The 18,190-nt window shown below is 63.4% G+C and carries 17 protein-coding genes; 6 read left to right on the forward strand and 11 right to left on the reverse strand.

All coding sequences use genetic code 11. The features are described from left to right. Positions 1-11 precede the first annotated feature (11 nt). Positions 12-899 (forward strand): YghX family hydrolase, encoded by an 888-nt coding sequence (gene yghX / locus JN756_RS17045; protein ID WP_102617552.1) that lies wholly within the window; start codon positions 12-14, stop codon positions 897-899. Between the two features lie 64 nt (positions 900-963). Here yghX and JN756_RS17050 read toward each other — a convergent pair whose 3' ends face one another. Continuing rightward, complete coding sequence (locus JN756_RS17050) at positions 964-1,842, reverse strand: LysR family transcriptional regulator (protein WP_108524239.1); 879 nt, start codon at positions 1,840-1,842, stop codon at positions 964-966. 128 nt (positions 1,843-1,970) lie between these two features. Between JN756_RS17050 and ampC the strand changes: the two genes are divergently transcribed. Continuing rightward, on the forward strand, positions 1,971-3,125 hold the full coding sequence (gene ampC / locus JN756_RS17055) for a class C beta-lactamase (protein WP_057004635.1): 1,155 nt from the start codon (positions 1,971-1,973) through the stop codon (positions 3,123-3,125). 34 nt (positions 3,126-3,159) lie between these two features. Here ampC and dctM read toward each other — a convergent pair whose 3' ends face one another. The 8 genes from dctM to JN756_RS17095 all read right to left on the reverse strand — a co-directional run bounded on the left by dctM (position 3,160) and on the right by JN756_RS17095 (position 11,697). Continuing rightward, positions 3,160-4,440, reverse strand: coding sequence for a C4-dicarboxylate TRAP transporter large permease protein DctM (gene dctM / locus JN756_RS17060; protein WP_017846452.1), 1,281 nt, complete (start codon positions 4,438-4,440; stop codon positions 3,160-3,162). Continuing rightward, the gene (locus tag JN756_RS17065) at positions 4,440-5,072 is read right to left on the reverse strand and encodes a TRAP transporter small permease (RefSeq protein WP_057004636.1); all 633 of its coding nucleotides are present in this window, start codon (positions 5,070-5,072) and stop codon (positions 4,440-4,442) included. The genes dctM and JN756_RS17065 overlap by 1 nt, the downstream gene beginning before the upstream one ends. Before the next feature lie 81 nt (positions 5,073-5,153). Then, on the reverse strand, positions 5,154-6,137 hold the full coding sequence (locus JN756_RS17070) for a TRAP transporter substrate-binding protein (RefSeq protein ID WP_079444003.1): 984 nt from the start codon (positions 6,135-6,137) through the stop codon (positions 5,154-5,156). Positions 6,138-6,290: 153 nt separating this feature from the next. After that, positions 6,291-7,106 (reverse strand): HpcH/HpaI aldolase/citrate lyase family protein, encoded by an 816-nt coding sequence (locus tag JN756_RS17075; RefSeq protein WP_108524241.1) that lies wholly within the window; start codon positions 7,104-7,106, stop codon positions 6,291-6,293. Between the two features lie 14 nt (positions 7,107-7,120). Then, positions 7,121-8,317, reverse strand: a complete 1,197-nt coding sequence (locus JN756_RS17080) for a CaiB/BaiF CoA transferase family protein (protein ID WP_079444005.1) — start codon at positions 8,315-8,317, stop codon at positions 7,121-7,123. 9 nt (positions 8,318-8,326) lie between these two features. Then, positions 8,327-9,676, reverse strand: a complete 1,350-nt coding sequence (locus JN756_RS17085; RefSeq protein ID WP_201021106.1) for an MmgE/PrpD family protein — start codon at positions 9,674-9,676, stop codon at positions 8,327-8,329. A 10-nt stretch (positions 9,677-9,686) separates the two neighbouring features. Then, a complete protein-coding gene (locus JN756_RS17090) occupies positions 9,687-10,850 on the reverse strand; it encodes an acyl-CoA dehydrogenase family protein (RefSeq protein ID WP_201021107.1) in 1,164 nt (387 codons plus the stop codon). A gap of 28 nt (positions 10,851-10,878) precedes the next feature. After that, positions 10,879-11,697: an HTD2 family dehydratase gene (locus tag JN756_RS17095; protein ID WP_201021108.1), complete on the reverse strand. Its 819-nt coding sequence runs from the start codon at positions 11,695-11,697 to the stop codon at positions 10,879-10,881. A 229-nt stretch (positions 11,698-11,926) separates the two neighbouring features. On the opposite strand from JN756_RS17095, the gene JN756_RS17100 reads away from it, so the two are divergent. The 4 genes from JN756_RS17100 to JN756_RS17115 all read left to right on the forward strand — a co-directional run bounded on the left by JN756_RS17100 (position 11,927) and on the right by JN756_RS17115 (position 16,067). Beyond that, on the forward strand, positions 11,927-12,817 hold the full coding sequence (locus tag JN756_RS17100; RefSeq protein WP_017846460.1) for a LysR family transcriptional regulator: 891 nt from the start codon (positions 11,927-11,929) through the stop codon (positions 12,815-12,817). Positions 12,818-12,850: 33 nt separating this feature from the next. Beyond that, positions 12,851-13,339, forward strand: a complete 489-nt coding sequence (locus tag JN756_RS17105; RefSeq protein WP_201021109.1) for a GFA family protein — start codon at positions 12,851-12,853, stop codon at positions 13,337-13,339. Positions 13,340-13,433: 94 nt separating this feature from the next. Then, a complete protein-coding gene (locus JN756_RS17110) occupies positions 13,434-15,257 on the forward strand; it encodes a serine hydrolase domain-containing protein (protein ID WP_201021110.1) in 1,824 nt (607 codons plus the stop codon). An 18-nt stretch (positions 15,258-15,275) separates the two neighbouring features. Next, complete coding sequence (locus JN756_RS17115) at positions 15,276-16,067, forward strand: MipA/OmpV family protein (protein ID WP_046383644.1); 792 nt, start codon at positions 15,276-15,278, stop codon at positions 16,065-16,067. 108 nt (positions 16,068-16,175) lie between these two features. Here the strand turns inward: JN756_RS17115 and JN756_RS17120 are convergent, their stop codons facing one another. After that, a complete protein-coding gene (locus JN756_RS17120; protein ID WP_079444012.1) occupies positions 16,176-17,450 on the reverse strand; it encodes an ATP-binding protein in 1,275 nt (424 codons plus the stop codon). After that, the gene (locus JN756_RS17125) at positions 17,451-18,158 is read right to left on the reverse strand and encodes a winged helix-turn-helix domain-containing protein (RefSeq protein ID WP_017846464.1); all 708 of its coding nucleotides are present in this window, start codon (positions 18,156-18,158) and stop codon (positions 17,451-17,453) included. Positions 18,159-18,190: the final 32 nt, after the last annotated feature.

Genomic DNA, 18,190 nt, shown 5'->3' on the forward strand with positions numbered 1-18,190 from the left:
GGACTGCACCGATGACTCGTCTCACCGCGAAAGACTTCGCCCCCGAACTGCTGGAGCTCTACGACGGCTACGCCCACGGCAAGATCAACCGCCGCGAGTTTCTCGACCGCGCTGCACTGTTCACCTTCGGCGGGCTCACCGCGTCGGCGCTGCTCGCCGCCCTGAGCCCCAACTATGCGCTGGCCGAGCAAGTGAAATTCACCGACCCGGACATCGTCGCGGACTACATCACCTACCCTTCGCCCAAGGGCAACGGCACGGTGCGCGGCTATCTGGTGCGCCCGGCCAAGACCACCGGCAAAGTCCCCGCCGTGGTCGTGGTGCATGAAAACCGCGGCCTCAACCCGTATATCGAAGACGTCGCCCGCCGCCTGGCCAAGGCCGGCTTTATCGCCCTCGCGCCGGATGGCCTGACATCCGTGGGGGGCTACCCCGGCAACGATGAAAAAGGCGTAGCGCTGCAACAAAAAGTCGACCCGACCAAGCTGATGAACGACTTCTTCGCCGCCATCGAGTGGCTGATGCACCACGACAACAGCACCGGCAAAGTCGGGATTACCGGCTTCTGCTATGGCGGCGGCGTGGTCAATGCAGCAGCCGTGGCCTACCCGGAGCTGGGCGCCGCCGTGTCATTTTACGGGCGGCAGCCAGAGGCCAAGGACGTGCCGCGCATCAAGGCACCGATCATGCTGCATTACGGCGAACTGGATACGCGGATCAACGAAGGCTGGCCGGCCTATGAAAAGGCCCTGAAGGCCGCGGGCACTACCTATGAAGCGTATATCTACAAGGGCGCCAACCACGGTTTTCACAACGACTCGACGCCGCGTTATGACGAGGCGGCGGCGAACCTGGCGTGGCAGCGCACGCTGGGGTGGTTCAACAAATACCTGGCCTGACCGCCTCTGAATGTGTAGAGGTTAGCCGCCGACAACTGTTTCATTTTGCTTCTTGATGAAAATCTCAGCCCTGCGCCGCCATCACCGTCAGCCAGGCCTTGAACGCCTGCATCGCCGAGGTTTCGGCGCGTGACTGCAGGCGCGTCAACCAATAGCTGCCGGTGCTGATGCACACGTTGAAGGGCTGGCGGATCGCATCACTTTCCAGTTGACGCGCGAACATCGCCGCCGGGGCCAACGCCACACCGACGCCCTGCAGCGCTGCTTCCATCATCGCCAACGATGAGTCGAACACGATGCTGCGCGGCACCAGGGTGTCGGCAGGCAGCCCGGCGGCCTGGAACCACAGGTTCCACTCATCGGCGCGATAGGAGCGCAGCACTGTGTGCTTCAACAGCTCAGACGGCGTGTGTAACTGCTCGGCGATTGACGGCACGCAGAGCACCGTCAGCGGCGCTTCGAACAATGGGCAGGCGTCGGTGCCATGCCAGGCCCCGGCGCCGAAACGGATCGCGTAATCCAGGCCTTCGGCGGCGACATCGACACGGTTGTTGTGCGTCGACAGGCGCAGGTCGATAAACGGGTAGCGGTGCTGGAAGTCCGCCAGCCGCGGCAGCAGCCAGCCCACCGCAAAAGTGCCGACCGCGCCAACGCTGAGCACTTCGCGGTAGTGCCCGCCTTCGAACTGGCCCAGGGTGTGGGCAATGCGGTCGAAGGATTCGCGCAGCACCGGCAACAACGTCTCGCCTTCGCGGGTCAGCATCAGGCCACGCGGCAGGCGTTTGAACAGGGTGACGTTCAGTTGCGCCTCCAGGCTCTTGACCTGGTGGCTGACCGCCGCCTGGGTGACACATAACTCAATGGCGGCCCGCGTAAAACTCAGGTGCCGGGCGGAGGCCTCGAATGCGCGCAGGGCATTGAGAGGCAGATGGGAACGCAGCATGCTTGCCCCTAATTTTTCTAATGGCTGGTGCGAAATATCATCGTTTGCCCAGGCCCGGCGAACTGTCTACCTTTGGCACGCCCGCGCAGGCTGTTCATTCAATCGATCATACTCATGGAAGCGATATCATGCCCCAACAAGCGGTATTTGGAGTGCGTCATTTAACGGCGCTGGCAATGTTTCTCGGCGCCGGCCAGTGCCTGGCCGCCACCGACCTGCAGGCCGTGGTAGACGCCAGCGTCAAACCGCTGATGCAGCAACAGGCTATTCCCGGCCTGGCGGTGGCGGTGGTGCAGAACGGCAAGGTGCAATACTTTAACTACGGCATGGCATCGAAAGAAGCGCAGCAACCGGTCAACCAAAACACCTTGTTCGAAATCGGCTCAGTGAGCAAAACCTTCACCGCAACCCTGGGCGGTTACGCCCAGGCCATCGGCAAGCTCACGCTGTCGGACAAGGCCAGCCAATACTGGCCTGCGTTGGCCGGCAGCGCCTTTGACCGCATCAGCCTGCTGCAACTGGCGACCTACACCCCCGGCGGCCTGCCGCTGCAGTTTCCGGATGCCGCCGACAACGCCGACGCCATGCTCGGCTACTTCCAGCGCTGGAAACCCAGCTACGCCCCAGGCGCGCAACGTCTCTATTCCAACCCGAGCATCGGCCTGTTTGGCTACCTCGCGGCGCGAAGCCTGGGCCAGCCGTTCAATGTCGCCATGGAGCACACCCTGCTGCCCAAGCTGGGGTTGAGCAACACCCACCTCAGCGTGCCCACCGCGCAATCCGGCGAGTACGCCCAAGGCTACGACAAGCAGCAGAAACCCGTCCGTGTAAGCCCGGGCGCACTGGACAGCGAAGCCTACGGCATCAAGACCAGCACCCACGACCTGGCGCGCTATGTGATCGCCAACCTGCACCCGCAAACCCTGGAAAAGCCGCTGCAACAAGCCATCGCCAGTACCCACGCTGGTTATTACCGCGTGAACGGCATGACCCAGGGCCTGGGCTGGGAGTACTACCCCTACCCCATCGCCCTGCAAGCGCTGATTGACGGCAACTCGACACCGATGGCCATGGAACCTCACCGCCCCGATTGGCTGGCGACGCCGCAAGCGCAACCGGCCAACGTGCTGTACAACAAAACCGGCTCAACCGCAGGCTTTGGCGCGTATGTGGCGTATGTGCCAAGCAAGGACATGGGCGTGGTGATCCTGGCGAACAAGAACTATCCGAATGCCGAGCGGGTCAAGGTCGCCCATGCGATCCTGAGCGCGCTGGATCACTGAGCAAGGTGGGAGCCAGGCTCCCACATCGTGAGGTCTACATCCCCAGCCAGTGCGGCAGCGCCAGCGAGATGAACGGCAGGTAGGTGACCATGATCAGGAACACCAACAGGATCATCAGCCACGGCATCGCCGCACGAATGGTCTGCCCCAGCGTCAAGCCGGTCACCGCCGAGGTCACGAACAGGTTCAAGCCCACCGGCGGGTGGACCAGGCCGATTTCCATATTCACCACCATCACGATCCCCAAGTGAATCGGATCGATGCCCAGCTTCATCGCGATCGGAAAGAAGATCGGCGCCAGGATCAACACGATCGCCGACGGTTCCATGAAACTGCCGGCGATCAGCAAGACCACGTTGACCATGATCAGGAAGCCAATCGGCGTGAGCCCTTCGGACAGCACCCAGGCGGTGATTTCCTGGGGGATCTGTTCGGTGGTCAACACATGGGCGAAGAGCATCGCATTGGCGATGATAAACATCAGCATGATCGCCAGCCGCCCGGACTCCAGCAGCACCTTGGGACAGTCGCGCAGACTCATGTCCTTGTAGACGAACAGCGCGACAAACGCCGAGTACACCGCTGCCACCGCCGCGGCTTCGGTCGGGGTGAACATCCCGCTGTAGATGCCGCCGAGGATGATCACCAGCAGCAGCAAGCCCCAGAACGCACGGCGCGCGCAGGCCAACCACTCGCGAAAGCTCGCCCGTGGCTGCGCCGGCAACTTCTTGATGCGCGCCACAATATAGATCGCGACCATCAGCATCAGGCCCAGCAGCAGCCCCGGGATCACCCCGGCCATGAACAACTTGCCGACCGACGTTTCCGTGGCGGCCGAATACACCACCATCACGATCGACGGCGGAATCAGGATGCCCAGGGTGCCGGCGTTGCAGATGATGCCCGCGCCGAACGCCTTCGGGTAACCGGAGCGCACCATCCCGGCCACCGCAATCGAACCGACGGCCGCCACGGTGGCCGGTGACGAACCGGACAGCGCGGCAAACAACATGCACGCCAACACCGCCGCAATCGCCAGGCCGCCACGGATATGTCCGACACACGCATTGGCGAAGTCGATCAGCCGCTGCGCCACGCCGCCGGTGGTCATGAACGCACCGGACAGCAGGAAGAACGGAATCGCCAGGAAGGTATAGGCATCCGAGGTTTCGAACAGCTTGATCGCCAGGGAACTCACCGAGTCCTGGCTGAACATCAGGATCGACACCGCGCCAGACAATCCGAGGGAAATCGCGACGGGCACGCCGAGGAACATGAACACAAACAACAGCAGAAACAGACAGAGCACGGCCATCAGTGACGCTCCTCATGGCCGCCGGCCAATTTGCTCGCCTCACCGGCCTCGTCGGCCAGCCCCAACCCGACCTGGCGGTGGGTGAACAGGCGATAGAAAATTTCCAGGTAGCGGATAAACACCAGGGCAAAACCGACCGGCACGATGAGCACGATGTCGCCGACATCGATGCCGAACTGGTCGAGGTCTTCGGCGCCGATGTGTGCTGTCATCACCGCACTCACCCACCTGTAACTGGCGACCATGAACAGCCCGGCGTAGGCCAGGCAGCACAGGCAGGCAAGCATCCCAAGCAAGCGCTGCACCCGGCGTCCGGTCAGCTTGACCAGCGCATCCACCCCAAGGTGGCCGGCGGTACGCACGCCGTAGGAAATGCCGAAGAAAATCAGCCAGCCGAACATGGCCTTGGTCAGCGCCACGCTCCAGGTCATGTCCTGGGCCCAGGTCATGGTGCCGTCGCCCAGGGCGTTGAAAAAATGGCTGCTCCAGGCCCACTGGTCGGCCAGGGCAAAGAACAGCGTGTAGATGTTGTTGAGCATGACGTAGACGAATGTCACCAGGGTCATGGCGGCCAGCAGGAAGGCAATGACGCCTTCCTCCAGGTGCTCCCAGACGCGCCTGAGCGTTTGCATGGCAAAACCTCGCGAAGCGGGAATAGGTTTCAGAGTGGAAACCGGATCAACCTGTGGGAGGGATCTCGGTATGCCCCGGCATTACAGGTTGGACGCATCCGCCGCCTTGATCAGGTCAGCCCCGATCTCGCCTTCGAACATCTGCCAGACCGGGCGCATGGCTTCGCGCCATTGCTGGCGTTGCGCGGGGGTCAGTTCGATGATTTCGCTGGTCTTGGCGTCGACGATTTTCTGTTTGGCCGACTGGTTCAGCGCCTCGGCCTGCTTGTTCACCTCAACGGTGACCTCGGCCATGATCTGCTCCAGGGTGCTGCGCACATCCGCTGGCAGGCCGTTCCAGAACTTCGCGTTGGTGATCACCATGTAGTCGATCAGGCCATGGTTGGACTCGGTGAAGTACTTCTGCACCTCGTTGACCTTCTGGCTTTCATAGTTCGACCAGGTGTTTTCGGTGCCGTTGACCGTACCGGTCTGCAAGCCCTGGTAGACCTCGGCAAAGCTCATCTTGCGCGGGTTGGCGCGGATCGCCTTGAACTGTTCTTCAAGCACGCTGGAGGCTTGCACGCGGAACTTCAGGCCACGGGCGTCCTTGGGTTCGTGCAGGGCTTTGTTGGCCGACAACTGCTTGAGACCGTTGTGCCAATAGGCCAGGCCGAGGATGTTCTTGTTCTGCATCGAGGTCAGTAACTGCTTGCCTTGGGCGGCCTGGAAGCGGTCGACGGCGGCCAGGTCGTTGAACAGGAACGGCAGGTCATAGATCTGCACCTGTCTGGTGTATTGCTCGAACTTGGCCAGGGACGGCGCGAGCATCTGCACATCGCCCAACAGCAGCGCTTCCATTTCCTTGCCGTCGCCGAACAGCGACGAGTTCGGGTACACCTCGACCTTGACCACGCCCGGCAGGCGTTCTTCGGCAAGTTTCTTGAACAGCAACGCGCCTTGGCCTTTGGGCGTGTTTTCGGCGACCACATGGGCGAACTTGATCACAATCGGGTCCGCCGCCTGGGCCAGGCCCACGACGAACAAGGTGGCGGCGCAGAACAGCGCCCGGGAGAGCTTGAGCATGGGAAATCACCTTCTTATTGTTGTGTTGTAGGGCAAGGTGCCTGATATGGCGCGTGTAGTGAATTTCGAATTTTTGATACCTGCGTTCGGCCTAGATGAACGCCAACCCGAACGAAAATGCAGATCCTCTCTCGCCTCTGGCTTCGGCTGCGGTCAGCGCTGGGCGGCGAGCAGCCGTTGTGCGCGCAACAGAACCGGGGCATCCACCATCTGCCCATCGATCTGATACGCGCCTGCCCCGTGGGCTCCGCCCGCCACCACGCGCTTGGCCCAGGCCAGGTCTGCGGCGCTCGGTGCCAAGGCCGCATGGATCACCGCCACCTGCCGGGGATGGATGCACAGCGCGCCGGCAAAACCCATTTCATAGGCATGCCGGATCGAGCGACGCAGGCCTTCAGGGTCGTCGATGGCCGGGTGGACGCCGTCCAGCGGGGCCACCAGGCCGGCGGCGCGAGAATGCACGATCAGCGCCAGGCGCGCCTGGTCCAGGGCAAAGTCAGCCGCTGGCGAAGGGCTGCTCAGATTCAAGTCGAGCGCCAGGTCCAGGCCGCCGAACGACAGGCGCTCCACCTGCCGCGCATGGGCAATCGCGGCCACCGCCAGCAGGCCCTTGGCGCTTTCGATAATCGGCCAGATCCGTTTGCCGGCGGCGGCCACCACCGCGACCTGGGCGGCACTTTCGACTTTCGGCAGCAGCACGCCCGCCACGTTTGCATGGGCGTTGCAGAACGCCACATCGTCAGCGTGTTCGGCGTGCTCCGGCGCGTTGATCCGCACCCACACCCGGGCGTCGGAGTGGGCGCGCAAAAACGCGCCAAGGTTCTCCCGCGCCTGCCGCTTGAGCGGCTCTTCTACCGCGTCTTCAAAATCCACAATCACCGCGTCGGCACCGCTGGCCAGCGCTTTGGAAAACCGCTCCGGGCGGCTGCCGGGAACGAACAGGGCTGAACGAACTACAGGCGTTGGCATCACCACACTCCTTGTCAGATAACGCCGCGCGCGCGCAGGTCGTCGATGGTTTCGCCCGAATAACCGAGCTGATCGAGAATGCCCTGGCTGTGCTCGCCTAACGCGGGCACCGCATCCATGCGCGGGCTGAATGCCGTATTGCGCGCTGGCGGCAACAGCGCTGGCAGCGGACCGGCCGGGCTCGCGACTTCGCGCCAGCTGTCACGTGCCTTGAGTTGCGGGTGGTCCCACACGCCGTGCATATCGTTGACGCGGGCACTGGCGATCTGCGCATGTTCCAGGCGCTGGATGACGGCCTCGGCGTCGAGTCGGGCGAAGCTGTCGACGATGATCCGGCGCAGCGCCTCGCGGTTGGCCGAGCGCTTGAAGTTGGCGCAGAAGCGCTCGTCCGTGGCCAGCGCCGGGGTGAGCAGCACCTTGTCGCAGAACGCCGCCCATTCGCGCTCGTTCTGCAAGCCGAGCATCACCGTACCGCCGTCGCCGGTGGGAAACGGTCCGTAGGGATAAATCGTCGAATGCGCCGCCCCGGCACGCGGCGGTGGCGGTGCTCCGTCGAAGGCGTAGTACATCGGGTAGCCCATCCACTCCACCAGGCTTTCCAGCATGCTCACGTCGATACGGCTGCCCTCGCCGGTCTTGCCGCGCAACAACAGCGCCGAGAGGATGCCGCTGTAGGCGTACATGCCGGCGGCGATGTCGGCGATGGAGCAACCGGCCTTGGCCATCTGGTCGTCAGCGGGCCCGCCGGTCACCGACAGAAAGCCGCCCTCGCTCTGGATCAACAGGTCATAAGCCTTCTTTTGCGCGTAGGGCCCGCCTTCGCCATAGCCGGAAATATCGCAGACGATCAAGCGCGGGAAGCGCGCATGCAGTGTCTCGAACGACAGGCCCATGCGCGCCGCCGCACCGGGTGCGAGGTTCTGCACCAGTACATCGGCGTCGGCGAGCAAGCTGTCGAGAATGGCGCCCGCCGCGTCTTGCTTGAGGTCCAGGGTCAGGCTTTCCTTGGAGCGGTTGGTCCACACGAAATGCGACGCCAGGCCGCGCACGCGTTCGTCATAGCCACGGGCGAAGTCACCGCTGCCGGGGCGTTCGATCTTGATCACACGCGCGCCGAGATCGGCCAATTGGCGTGTGCAAAAGGGTGCGGCAATCGCATGTTCCAGGCTGACAACGGTGATACCGTCCAGCGGTCGTTGATTAGCAGTCATGACGATTCCTCAAAGCCAGTGGGCCATGCACGGGGTGTTGCGCAACTGCCAGACCTTGGCGATCAACGCGTCGGCCTCGGCCGGGGTGCGTGCGCCGCTGAACTGGCTGAGGCGCTGGAATTTATCCGCCAGCTCGGCGCGGCTCAGGCTGTTGCCGGGGTCGCCCTTGGGCTCGTCGATAGCGCCGTGCAGCGTGCGGCCATCCTCGGTGGTGACGGTGACGCGGCCCAGCCAACGCTGCGGATAGGCGTCGTCGACTTCGCGATCGAGGGTCATGCTGACCTTGTCGCGAAAGGCCGAGACGGCGGGATCGCTCAGTGCCAACGTGTTGAACTCAACCAGCCCGGCCTTGCCATGCACGGCGATCAGGCCCAGCACGGTGCCCATGGAGAACTTGGCCTGGTGGACGGTGGCCGGCGTAGTGACGCGCCCCAGCACATCGATGGCGCCCTGATGCACGCGGGTCTGCACCTTGGCGATCGCGGCGGCATCGAGGCCTTCACGCTGCATCAACTGCAGCAGCGCATCGGCGGCAGGATGGGTGTGGCGACACGAGGCATGGAACTTGAACGAGGTTTCCAGCAGCGCCCAGCGCCGGCCGAGGTCGGCGGACAGCTTGTGCGGTTCGGCATCGCGGGACATCCCGGCCGCCAGGCCCTGGTCGCCTTCGAGGATATTGCGCGCGCCCGTCAGCCCGTCCGCCGTCAGGTACGCGGCGAGCAAGCCATCCGCCGCCGCCTTGGCCGTGTGCAATTGCTTGGAGTCGGCGGCATCGCGCAAAAACTCCCACAGCCCGGCAGCCTGGGTGCCGGCGCTGCCGAGCAGGTTGATGAATTGCTCCTGATCGAACCCCAGCAATTTGCCCACGGCCACCGCCGCCGCCAAGGTGCCGACGGTCGCGGTGGTGTGGAAGATGCGGTAGTGGGAGCGGCCCATGAATTCGCCGATGCGAATCCCGGCTTCATAACCGGCCACCGCGGCCAGCAGCAGTTCACGGCCGGATTTGCCGAGGTCCTGGGCCGCCGCCAGGGCCGCGGGAAAGACCACCGTCGCCGGGTGCAGCACCGAGCTGTTGTGCAGGTCATCCTGCTCCACCAGGTGCGACGAGGCGCCGTTGACCAACGCGGCGAAATACGCGCTGCTGCTGCGGCCATTGACGATCACCTGCGCCGGGCCGCTGCTCGGCCCCATTTTCTGCGCGTAGCGCTCAAACAGCGGGATCGGGTGCGCGCCCTGGCTGGCCAGCGCCGACGCCAGCCAATCGAGAAAAAGGTCTTCGGTGCGCGCCAGCACCGGTTCGGGTAACTGCGCATAGGTCAATTCGGCGAGGAACCGACACAGGGCTTGGGTATGGCTCATGTTCAGGCCCTCAGAAACTGCGTGGCAGCTCGAGCAAGTGCTCGGCCACGTAGGACAGGATCAGGTTGGTGGAGATCGGCGCCACCTGGTACAGGCGGGTCTCGCGGAATTTGCGTTCCACGTCGTACTCGCAGGCAAAACCAAAGCCGCCGTGGGTTTGCAGGCACGCATTGGCCGCCTCCCAGGACGCCTTGGCCGCCAGGTACTTGGCCATGTTCGCGCTGGCCCCGGCAGGCGCGCCACGGTCGTATTCCTCGCAGGCACGCCAGCGCATCAGGTCGGCCGCTTCGATTTCTATATGCGCTTCGGCAATCGGGAACTGCACGCCCTGGTTCTGCCCGATGGGCCGGCAGAACACCACGCGGTCGCGGGCATAGGCGCTGGCCTTTTCGATAAACCAGCGGCCATCGCCGATGCACTCGGCGGCGATCAGGGTGCGCTCGGCATTCAGGCCGTCGAGGATGTACTTGAAGCCCTTGCCCTCTTCGCCGATCAGGCTGTCCAGAGGCAGTTCGAGGTTGTCGAAGAACAGCTCGTTGGTTTCGTGGTTGACCATGTTGGCGATGGGTTGCACGGTCAGGCCGTTGCCGATCGCCTCACGCAGGTCCACGAGGAAGATCGACATGCCTTCGGACTTTTTCTTCACATCGGCCAGCGGCGTGGTGCGCGCCAGCAGGATCATCAGGTCGGAATGCTGCACCCGCGAGATCCAGACTTTCTGGCCGTTGATTACGTACTTGTCGCCGCGCTTGATCGCGGTGGTCTTGATCCTGGTGGTGTCGGTGCCGGTGCTGGGCTCGGTGACGCCCATCGATTGCAGTCGCAATTCGCCGCTGGCCAGCTTGGGCAGGTAGAAGCGTTTTTGCGCGGCGCTGCCGTGGCGCAGCAGGGTGAACATGTTGTACATCTGGCCGTGGACGGTGCCGGAGTTACCGCCGCAACGGTTGACCTCTTCAAGGATCACCGACGCTTCAGCCAGGCCGAGGCCGGAGCCGCCGTACTCTTCCGGGATCATCGCCGACAGCCAGCCGGCGGCGGTCAAGGCCTTGACGAAGGCATCGGGGAACGCTTTTTCTTCGTCGATCCGACGCCAGTACGCCGCATCGAATTCGGCGCACAAGGCGCGCACGCCCGCGCGGATGGCATTGAGTGCTTCATTGTCATTCGGGTTCATTAACGGCTCTCCGCCTGTTGTTCTGGTGTTATTCGAAATGCACACGGGCCTGCTGGGCCAAGCCATCGTGATTACCGGCCCACAGTTCTGCCACGCCGGCTTGGCTGATACGCCCGGCGACTTCAAACGGTTGCGCAGCGATCAGCGGGCGCACGCCGCGATAGTCGAAACGGCGCACCGTGGCGCGGGGATGGGCCCGACAAAAGGCGCGCAGGCTCAACGTGGCAATCAACGGCCCATGCACCACCAGGCCCGAATAGCCTTCCGTGCCGGTGACGTAGGGATAGTCGTAGTGAATGCGGTGGCCGTTGAAAGTCACGGCGCTGTAGCGGAACAGCAGGGTCGGCGTCGGCTCGATCGCTTCGCACCACTCACCCGCCGCCAGCGCCGCGCCGTTGCCCGGCTTGGGTGGGGTCGGTTCGCGGTAGACGATGTCTTGTTCTTCGCGGATCGCCAGGCGGCCGTCCTGGGTGTAGTCATGGCGCACGGTGACAAACAGCAACGCACCGGTGCGGCCGGTCTTTTCTTCGACCTGGGTGATGGTCGACACACGGCTGGCCGCCTCGCCGGCGCGCAGCGGATGCAAGAACTCGAGACGCCCACCGGCCCACATGCGATTGCGGTTATCCGCCGGCGGCAGGAAGCCGCCCCGGGCCGGGTGGCCGTCGGTGCCCAGGGCCGATTCCGGCAGCGGGTCCTGGAAGAAACACCATTGCCACAACAGCGGCACCGCCGCGCCGTGTTCGGGCACGGGCTCGCCGAATGTCGCGGCGATGCGTGTGAGCAGGTTGTGGCTCAGGTGGTCGTGGGCCGTTTCGTTTCGGCCGATCCAATCAGTGGCGCTCATCGGGTGCAGGTCCTCGGGCTGTGAATGTGTGCCCCGGATCATGCAAGCGCCCGACCGTTCTGAGAATTTGCATTTCAATAAGCCAGCGTTCGGCTATGCTGAACGCCACGCATTGATGGGCAACGGGCTTGCTTCGGTTGGTTGGCATTTTCATCGCCGGCACACTGTCAGCGCAGGCAAGCCCCGCACCGCCGTTGCACCGAACAGCCCTGTCCACCCCGGAGCCGCCATGCACTTCGATCTCGCCGACCTGCGCCTGTTTATCCATATCGCCGAATCGCCCAGCCTGACCCAGGGTGCCAAGCGCGCCTTCCTCTCGCCGGCGGCTGCGAGTGCGCGCATCAAGGCCCTGGAAGGCCAGTTGGAAACACGTCTGTTGTACCGCGACAGCCGCGGCGTGGAGATCACCCCGGCAGGCGAGCGGCTGCTGCACCATGCGCGGCTGATCATGCGCCAGGTGGACTACCTGAAAAGTGAGTTCACCCAATACGGCGTCGACTCTGCCGGACATATCCGCATCTTCGCCAACACCACGGCGGTCACTGAGTTTCTTCCCGAAGTGTTGGCCGGTTTCCTCTCCCAGCGGCCCGGTGTCACTGTCGACCTGCAGGAGCGCCTGTCCCGCGATATCGTGCGCGGCGTGCTCGATGGCACCAGCGACATGGGCATCATCGCCGGCCCTGTGGAGGCCGCGGGCCTGCAGGTGCTGCACTTCAGCACCGATAAACTGGTATTGATGGTGCCCGTGGGCCACCCCTTGGCGGACCAACCCTCGGTGACGCTGGAACAGACCCTCGCCTACCAGCACATCGGCCTGCACGAAGGCAGCACCTTGCTGAGTTTCCTGCGCGAGCACGTCGAGCGGGTCGGCAAGCAGTTGTCGCTGCGCATCCAAATGTCGAGTTTCGAGGCGATCTGCCGGATGGTCGAGGCGGGCGTGGGCATTGGCATCATCCCGGAATCCGCCGCCGTGCGGCACAGCCGGACCATGCAGTTGGTGGCGGTGAAACTGAATGAGCCATGGGCGATTCGCGAGCGCAGTATCCTGGTGCGCGAGCTGGAAGCGCTGCCGGGGACCATTCGTGCCCTGATCGCGACCTTGATGCCACAAAGCGCCTAGACTCCAGAGTCACCTTGCCAGAGGAGACTGCCCATGCAACTCGAAGGTTCCTGCCATTGCGGCGCTGTGACGTTCAGCCTGACCAGTGCCCACCCCTACCCTTACCAGCGCTGCTATTGCTCGATTTGCCGCAAGACCCAGGGTGGCGGCGGTTACGCGATCAACCTCGCGGGCGACAGCAACAGCCTGAAAGTGCGCGGGCACAAGCTGATCTCGATCTACCACGCCAGGCTCAAGCCCGAAGGCGCCAGCCGCGCCCATGCCAGCAGCGCCGAGCGGCATTTCTGTTCACAATGCGGCAGCGCGCTATGGCTGTTCAGCCCGCAATGGCCGGAGTTGATCCATCCGTTTGCCTCGGCCATCGACACACCGTTGCCGGTGCCGCCGCAGCACACGCACCTGATGCTCGGTTCCAAGGCGCCCTGGGTCGAAGTCAGCGTGCGCAAGGGCGACCTGCAGTTCGATGAATACCCGCAGGAATCGATCGCGCAGTGGCATGAGCGGTTGGGGTTGGTGCGTTAACAGTCTTTGACAGTTTTCCGACAAAGCTTGCAAAGATTGTCGGACAGCCCTTCCCTAGCATTCGAGCATCCAAACAGCCATCTGGGTGCTCTTCATGTTTCGCACATTGCGCGGTATTCCGCTGCTGGGCTGCCTGCTCGGCAGTATCGGTTGCCATGGCCAACCGCCTGCCCCGCCGCCGATCCCCAAGGGCGACTACAACGCGATCATTCGCTATCTACAAACCCGCATTCCGTGGGAGATGGCCCGGGAGCAGGTGCCCGGGTTGTCCATCGCCCTGGTCAATGGCCAGGAGCTGATCTGGGCCAGTGGTTTCGGCGTGGCCGACAAGGCCCGGGGCGTACCGGTGACGCCGAATACGGCGTTTCGCGCCGGCGCGATCTCCAAGCTCCTCACCGCCGCCGCCGCGCTGCAGCTGGTGGAACAACAGCAACTGGCGCTTGACGCACCGATCCAGCAAACCTTGCGCGAGTTCTATGTGCGCTCGCGCTTCCATGACGAGCAGGCCGACGCCGACCGCGCCATCACCCTGCGCCGCTTGCTCAGTCATCAGTCGGGCTTGCCCAGCGAACACCTGCGCGGCCTGCGCAACACCTTCGCCATGGGCCAGATGCCAATGCGTATGTCGGGCGTGTGGCTGAGCACCCCGCCGGGTTCGCAGGTGGCCTACTCGAATCTCGGCTATGCGCTGGTGGGCGCGGCTATCGAACGCAGTAGCGGCAAGGCATTCGAGACCCAGTTGCAAAACAGCCTGTTCAAACCGTTGAAGATGAACCAATCGAGTTTTGTCGGCGTCGGCGCACACGTGGCCCACCGCGCGCTCGGCTATCAGGACGGCAGCGCCAGCACCGATGCCCAGGTGCGCGACCTCGCCGCCAGCGGCTTGTGGACCAGCCCCAAGGACCTCAGCCGCTACGTACAGATGCTGTTCGCCCAAGGCCTCTACAACGACACCCGCGTAATGGACCGCGCCTCCATCGAGCAGATGTTTACCCAACAAAATATCGGCAACGTGCTGGACTTCGACTGCCAGATGGGCCTGGGCTGGTTTCTCTCGCCCTGTGGCGACAAGCCGGTCAGCCCCGGCATACGCACGTTCCAGCACAGCGGCGGGGGCGACGATTTTGCCGCGCAGGTGACAGTGCTGCCGGACCAGCAGTTGGCAGTGATCATCATGGCCAACGACAGCAACGCCGAAGACATGGTGGTCGCGCTGAGCACCGACACCCTGCGCCTGATGCTCCAGGCGCAAACCGGCGCGCCGGTATGCGCCGACGACTGCCAGGCGCCCAAGCACGGGGGCAAGTTGCGCCAGGTGCCCGCCGCCATCGACCGTAAGCGCCTGGCCGGGTTCTACGCCACGGCCTGGGGCGTATTCAGGATCAGGGATACCCCTACGCGATTGTCCGGCGAGTTGGCCGGATACACCTTCGAACTGCTGCGCGATGAAGACGGCTGGTTGCGCGCGCAGCAAAAAGTCCTGGGGTTCTGGCTCAAGGATCTCGGCGGGCTGGGCCGCGTGCAACTGGACGTGGTGACGGTGCAAGGCCGGCAGATACTCACCGCGCGCAGTCACGGCCAGCGGGTGGCCGTGGGCGAACGCATCGACCCACCGTCCCTGCCACTGGCCTGGGCCGACACCGTCGGCACCTATCAAGTGCTCAGCACCCACGAACCCGACGCGCCACTCAGCGGCATCAGCGTGCGCCTGGAAGAAGGCTTCCTGGTGATTCGCGGCCAACTGCACGACAAGCCGCTGACCGATTACATCCTGCTGCCCGTGGACAACGCCCATGCCGTGCTTGCCGGCAACGGCTATGGCCTGGGCGACACCGTCAGCCGCCAGGTCAACGGCCTCAGTGCCTCGGGCTACGCCTTCAAACGCACGCACGCGCCCCGTAAACCCTTGATTTTATAACCACGGATGAACCTCCTTATGCGCTCGAAACACCTTTGCCTGTCCATCACCTCAGTGTGCCTGTTGGCAGGCGCCGACACGGTGCTGGCACAGGACTGGGCATACAGCTTGAAAGCCGGCGTAGCCAGCATGCCCCGGTATAGCGGCAGCGATGAACGCAGGACCGAACCGCTGCTCGGCGGCGCCATCGTCAGCCCCTGGGGGATTTTCCTCGACTCCGACAAGGGCCTGGGCTGGCGTTATAAAGACGATGCCCTGAGCTTCAGCGCATACGTCGGCGCGAGCGCCTCACGCATGGACAAAAACGAACGCCTGCGCGCCGGCTCGAAACGGCTCAAGGGCATGGGCGAAATCAAATCACGCACGCAATTGGGCGTGAGTGCGAGCTATAACTTGGGCGGCGTGATTGTCGGCGCCACCTTGGAACATGCACTCAAGGAAGATGATCACAAAGACAGCGGCAAGGCATTTACCCATCTGGAACTAAGCGTTGGCACCAACCTGTATGACGGGCGCTATGGCGTGATCGACGCCAGCCTCAGCAGCCACTTCGGAGACCGTGACTACCTGCAGACCTGGTACGGCGTGACCACCGGCCAGGCGGCACAGAGCCGCTTCAAGGCCTACAACGCGGAGGGGGGCAATATCAGCAACGGCATGAGCCTGACATGGAGCGTGCCGATCAGTGAGCACACCCAGTTCTCGACCTTGCTGGATGTGCAGTACCTGGCGAATGAAGCGGGCAACAGCCCGATCGTGGAGCGGCGGTTGCAGACATCGGTGATGGGTTCGCTGAAGTACAGCTTCTGATCCGACAACCCGATTGAAACGACGGAAGGAGCCAACCGTGGCGAGGGCGCTTGCTGCGGTTGACTGCACAGCGGTCTCCGGTTTTTTAACCATTACCCCCAAAAAGCCTTATTCGGTATACGCCCAACTCATCCGAAACGACGCCCCGCCCCACTCCGAATCGAATACCTGGACCTGCCCGCCATGCCATTGGCAAACCCGCTGCACCAGCGCCAGGCCGAGGCCGAAGCCGCCGGTGCGGCGGTCGCGACTGGCGTCGAGGCGGATGAACGGCTGGAAGATCTTCGCCCGGCCTTCCTCGGGGATGCCGGGGCCGTCATCGCACACCCGCACTTCATAACCACTGCCGAACTTGACCAGCGACACTTCCACGCGGCGCTCGGCGTAACGAATGGCGTTGCGCAGCAGGTTGATCACCGCACGTGCCATGAAGCGCGGTTCGATCTGGATAAAGTCGACTTCACAGGTACGCAAGGACAACTGCACGCCTTCCGCCTCGGCCTCCAGGGCCACGCTGCCGATCACACTGTCGAGCCAGCTGTGGGCCTCGATATTTTCCTGCGTGACCTGGGTGGCGCCGCGCTCCAGGCTGGCGTAGGTCAACAACTCAGAGACCATTTCCTCCAACTCGCCAAGATCGGCGTACATGTCGGTGATCAGTGCAAGGCACTGCCGGGGATCGGCCTGTTGTTTGAGCTGGTCGAGTTCGAACGACAAGCGTGCGATGGGCGTGCGCAGTTCGTGGGAGACCGCGTTGGTCAACTCACGCTGGTTGGCGATCAGGCTCTCGATGCGTTCGGCCATCTGGTTGAAGTGCCCGGCCAGTTCGCGCACGGTGGAGCGACGCGGCAACAGAATGCGCGAGCCGAGGTCGTTATCGCCGAAACGCTGGGCGGCCAGGCGGATATGTTCCAGGTCGCGCCAATGCGGGCGTACCCAAAAATACAGCACGATAGCCAGGCACAGCCCGAGAAGAACATAGGCCCAGAGGTATATCTTGGGTTCTTGCGGCAGTTTGATTTCCAGCAACTGCGCGCCACCGTCGATAGGAGTGATGAACTCGCTAAAGTCACCACGCACCAACAGCGAGCCGTCGGTCAGGAGTTTTTGTTCACGCTCGGTCAGCGCCAGAGCGTCCTTTTCAATCAGCTTCAGGTGCAGCCCATAATGGCGTTGCAACTCAGCCAAGCGGGCTTGCCGCGCTTCGCCGAGCAGCGGCCGCAGTTGTTCGACCAGACCATAGGCGGGGCCGCGCAGGATCTCGCGGCTATACGTTTCGTTAGCGTCGGGCAGCAACTCGTCGAACGTGTAGTTGACCAGCCAGATCGCTCCCGCCAGGCCCAGGGCCAGAATCACATACAAGCGTAGAAACAGGCGCAGCATCTAGACCTCCCACGCAAACGGATTGAACAGATAGCCCTTGCCCCAGATGGTCTTGATGCACACCGGTTCACGGGGGTTATCGTTGAGCTTGCCGCGCAGTTTGCTGATGTACACGTCGACGCTGCGGTTCAGGCCATCAAAGGCGATGCCGCGCATGCGGTTGAGGATGTCATCGCGCGAGAGGATCTTGCCGGCGCTGCTGGCCAGCAACCACAACAGTTCGAACTCCATGGTGGTGAGGTCGATCTTCTCGCCGCCCAGGCTGACCACCCGGCAACTGCGATCAATGACCAGGCGCCCGAACTCGATGGCGCCGCGCACCGTCGGCTCTGGCGCCTGGCGCCGTTGCAACGCTCGCAGGCGGGCCAGCAGCACCGGCGGTTTAATCGGTTTGATCACATAGTCGTCGGCACCGGACTCCAGGCCGAGAATGTGGTCCAGGTCGTCTTCCTTGGCGGTGAGGATCACGATCGGCGTGTCGGACACCGCGCGAATCGCGCGACACACATGCAAGCCGCTCTGGCCCGGCAGCATCAGGTCGAGCACGACAATCTTGGGCTTGAAGTCAAGAAAGGCCGCCAAGGCCGCATCGCCGCGATGCACCGCCCGTACCTCAAAACCGTGCTGTGCCAGAAAGTGCGCGATCAGCCCTGCCAGCTTCTCATCGTCCTCAACGAGCAATACCTTGCCCAGCCCCAGGTTTTCCATAAGTTCTCAGTGCACAACGCGGATTGAAGTGC

The sequence above is a fragment of the Pseudomonas sp. Y39-6 genome (assembly GCF_023651955.1).
Taxonomy (GTDB): domain Bacteria; phylum Pseudomonadota; class Gammaproteobacteria; order Pseudomonadales; family Pseudomonadaceae; genus Aquipseudomonas; species Aquipseudomonas veronii.

Bases quoted from the DNA above. Each gene is read 5' to 3' on its own strand.
- yghX (WP_102617552.1), top strand. From the start codon at position 12: ATGACTCGTCTCACCGCGAAAGACTTCGCCCCCGAACTGCTGGAGCTC.
- JN756_RS17050 (WP_108524239.1), bottom strand. From the start codon at position 1,842: ATGCTGCGTTCCCATCTGCCTCTCAATGCCCTGCGCGCATTCGAGGCC.
- ampC (WP_057004635.1), top strand. From the start codon at position 1,971: ATGCCCCAACAAGCGGTATTTGGAGTGCGTCATTTAACGGCGCTGGCA.
- dctM (WP_017846452.1), bottom strand. From the start codon at position 4,440: ATGGCCGTGCTCTGTCTGTTTCTGCTGTTGTTTGTGTTCATGTTCCTC.
- JN756_RS17065 (WP_057004636.1), bottom strand. From the start codon at position 5,072: ATGCAAACGCTCAGGCGCGTCTGGGAGCACCTGGAGGAAGGCGTCATT.
- JN756_RS17070 (WP_079444003.1), bottom strand. From the start codon at position 6,137: ATGCTCAAGCTCTCCCGGGCGCTGTTCTGCGCCGCCACCTTGTTCGTC.
- JN756_RS17075 (WP_108524241.1), bottom strand. From the start codon at position 7,106: ATGCCAACGCCTGTAGTTCGTTCAGCCCTGTTCGTTCCCGGCAGCCGC.
- JN756_RS17080 (WP_079444005.1), bottom strand. From the start codon at position 8,317: ATGACTGCTAATCAACGACCGCTGGACGGTATCACCGTTGTCAGCCTG.
- JN756_RS17085 (WP_201021106.1), bottom strand. From the start codon at position 9,676: ATGAGCCATACCCAAGCCCTGTGTCGGTTCCTCGCCGAATTGACCTAT.
- JN756_RS17090 (WP_201021107.1), bottom strand. From the start codon at position 10,850: ATGAACCCGAATGACAATGAAGCACTCAATGCCATCCGCGCGGGCGTG.
- JN756_RS17095 (WP_201021108.1), bottom strand. From the start codon at position 11,697: ATGAGCGCCACTGATTGGATCGGCCGAAACGAAACGGCCCACGACCAC.
- JN756_RS17100 (WP_017846460.1), top strand. From the start codon at position 11,927: ATGCACTTCGATCTCGCCGACCTGCGCCTGTTTATCCATATCGCCGAA.
- JN756_RS17105 (WP_201021109.1), top strand. From the start codon at position 12,851: ATGCAACTCGAAGGTTCCTGCCATTGCGGCGCTGTGACGTTCAGCCTG.
- JN756_RS17110 (WP_201021110.1), top strand. From the start codon at position 13,434: ATGTTTCGCACATTGCGCGGTATTCCGCTGCTGGGCTGCCTGCTCGGC.
- JN756_RS17115 (WP_046383644.1), top strand. From the start codon at position 15,276: ATGCGCTCGAAACACCTTTGCCTGTCCATCACCTCAGTGTGCCTGTTG.
- JN756_RS17120 (WP_079444012.1), bottom strand. From the start codon at position 17,450: ATGCTGCGCCTGTTTCTACGCTTGTATGTGATTCTGGCCCTGGGCCTG.
- JN756_RS17125 (WP_017846464.1), bottom strand. From the start codon at position 18,158: ATGGAAAACCTGGGGCTGGGCAAGGTATTGCTCGTTGAGGACGATGAG.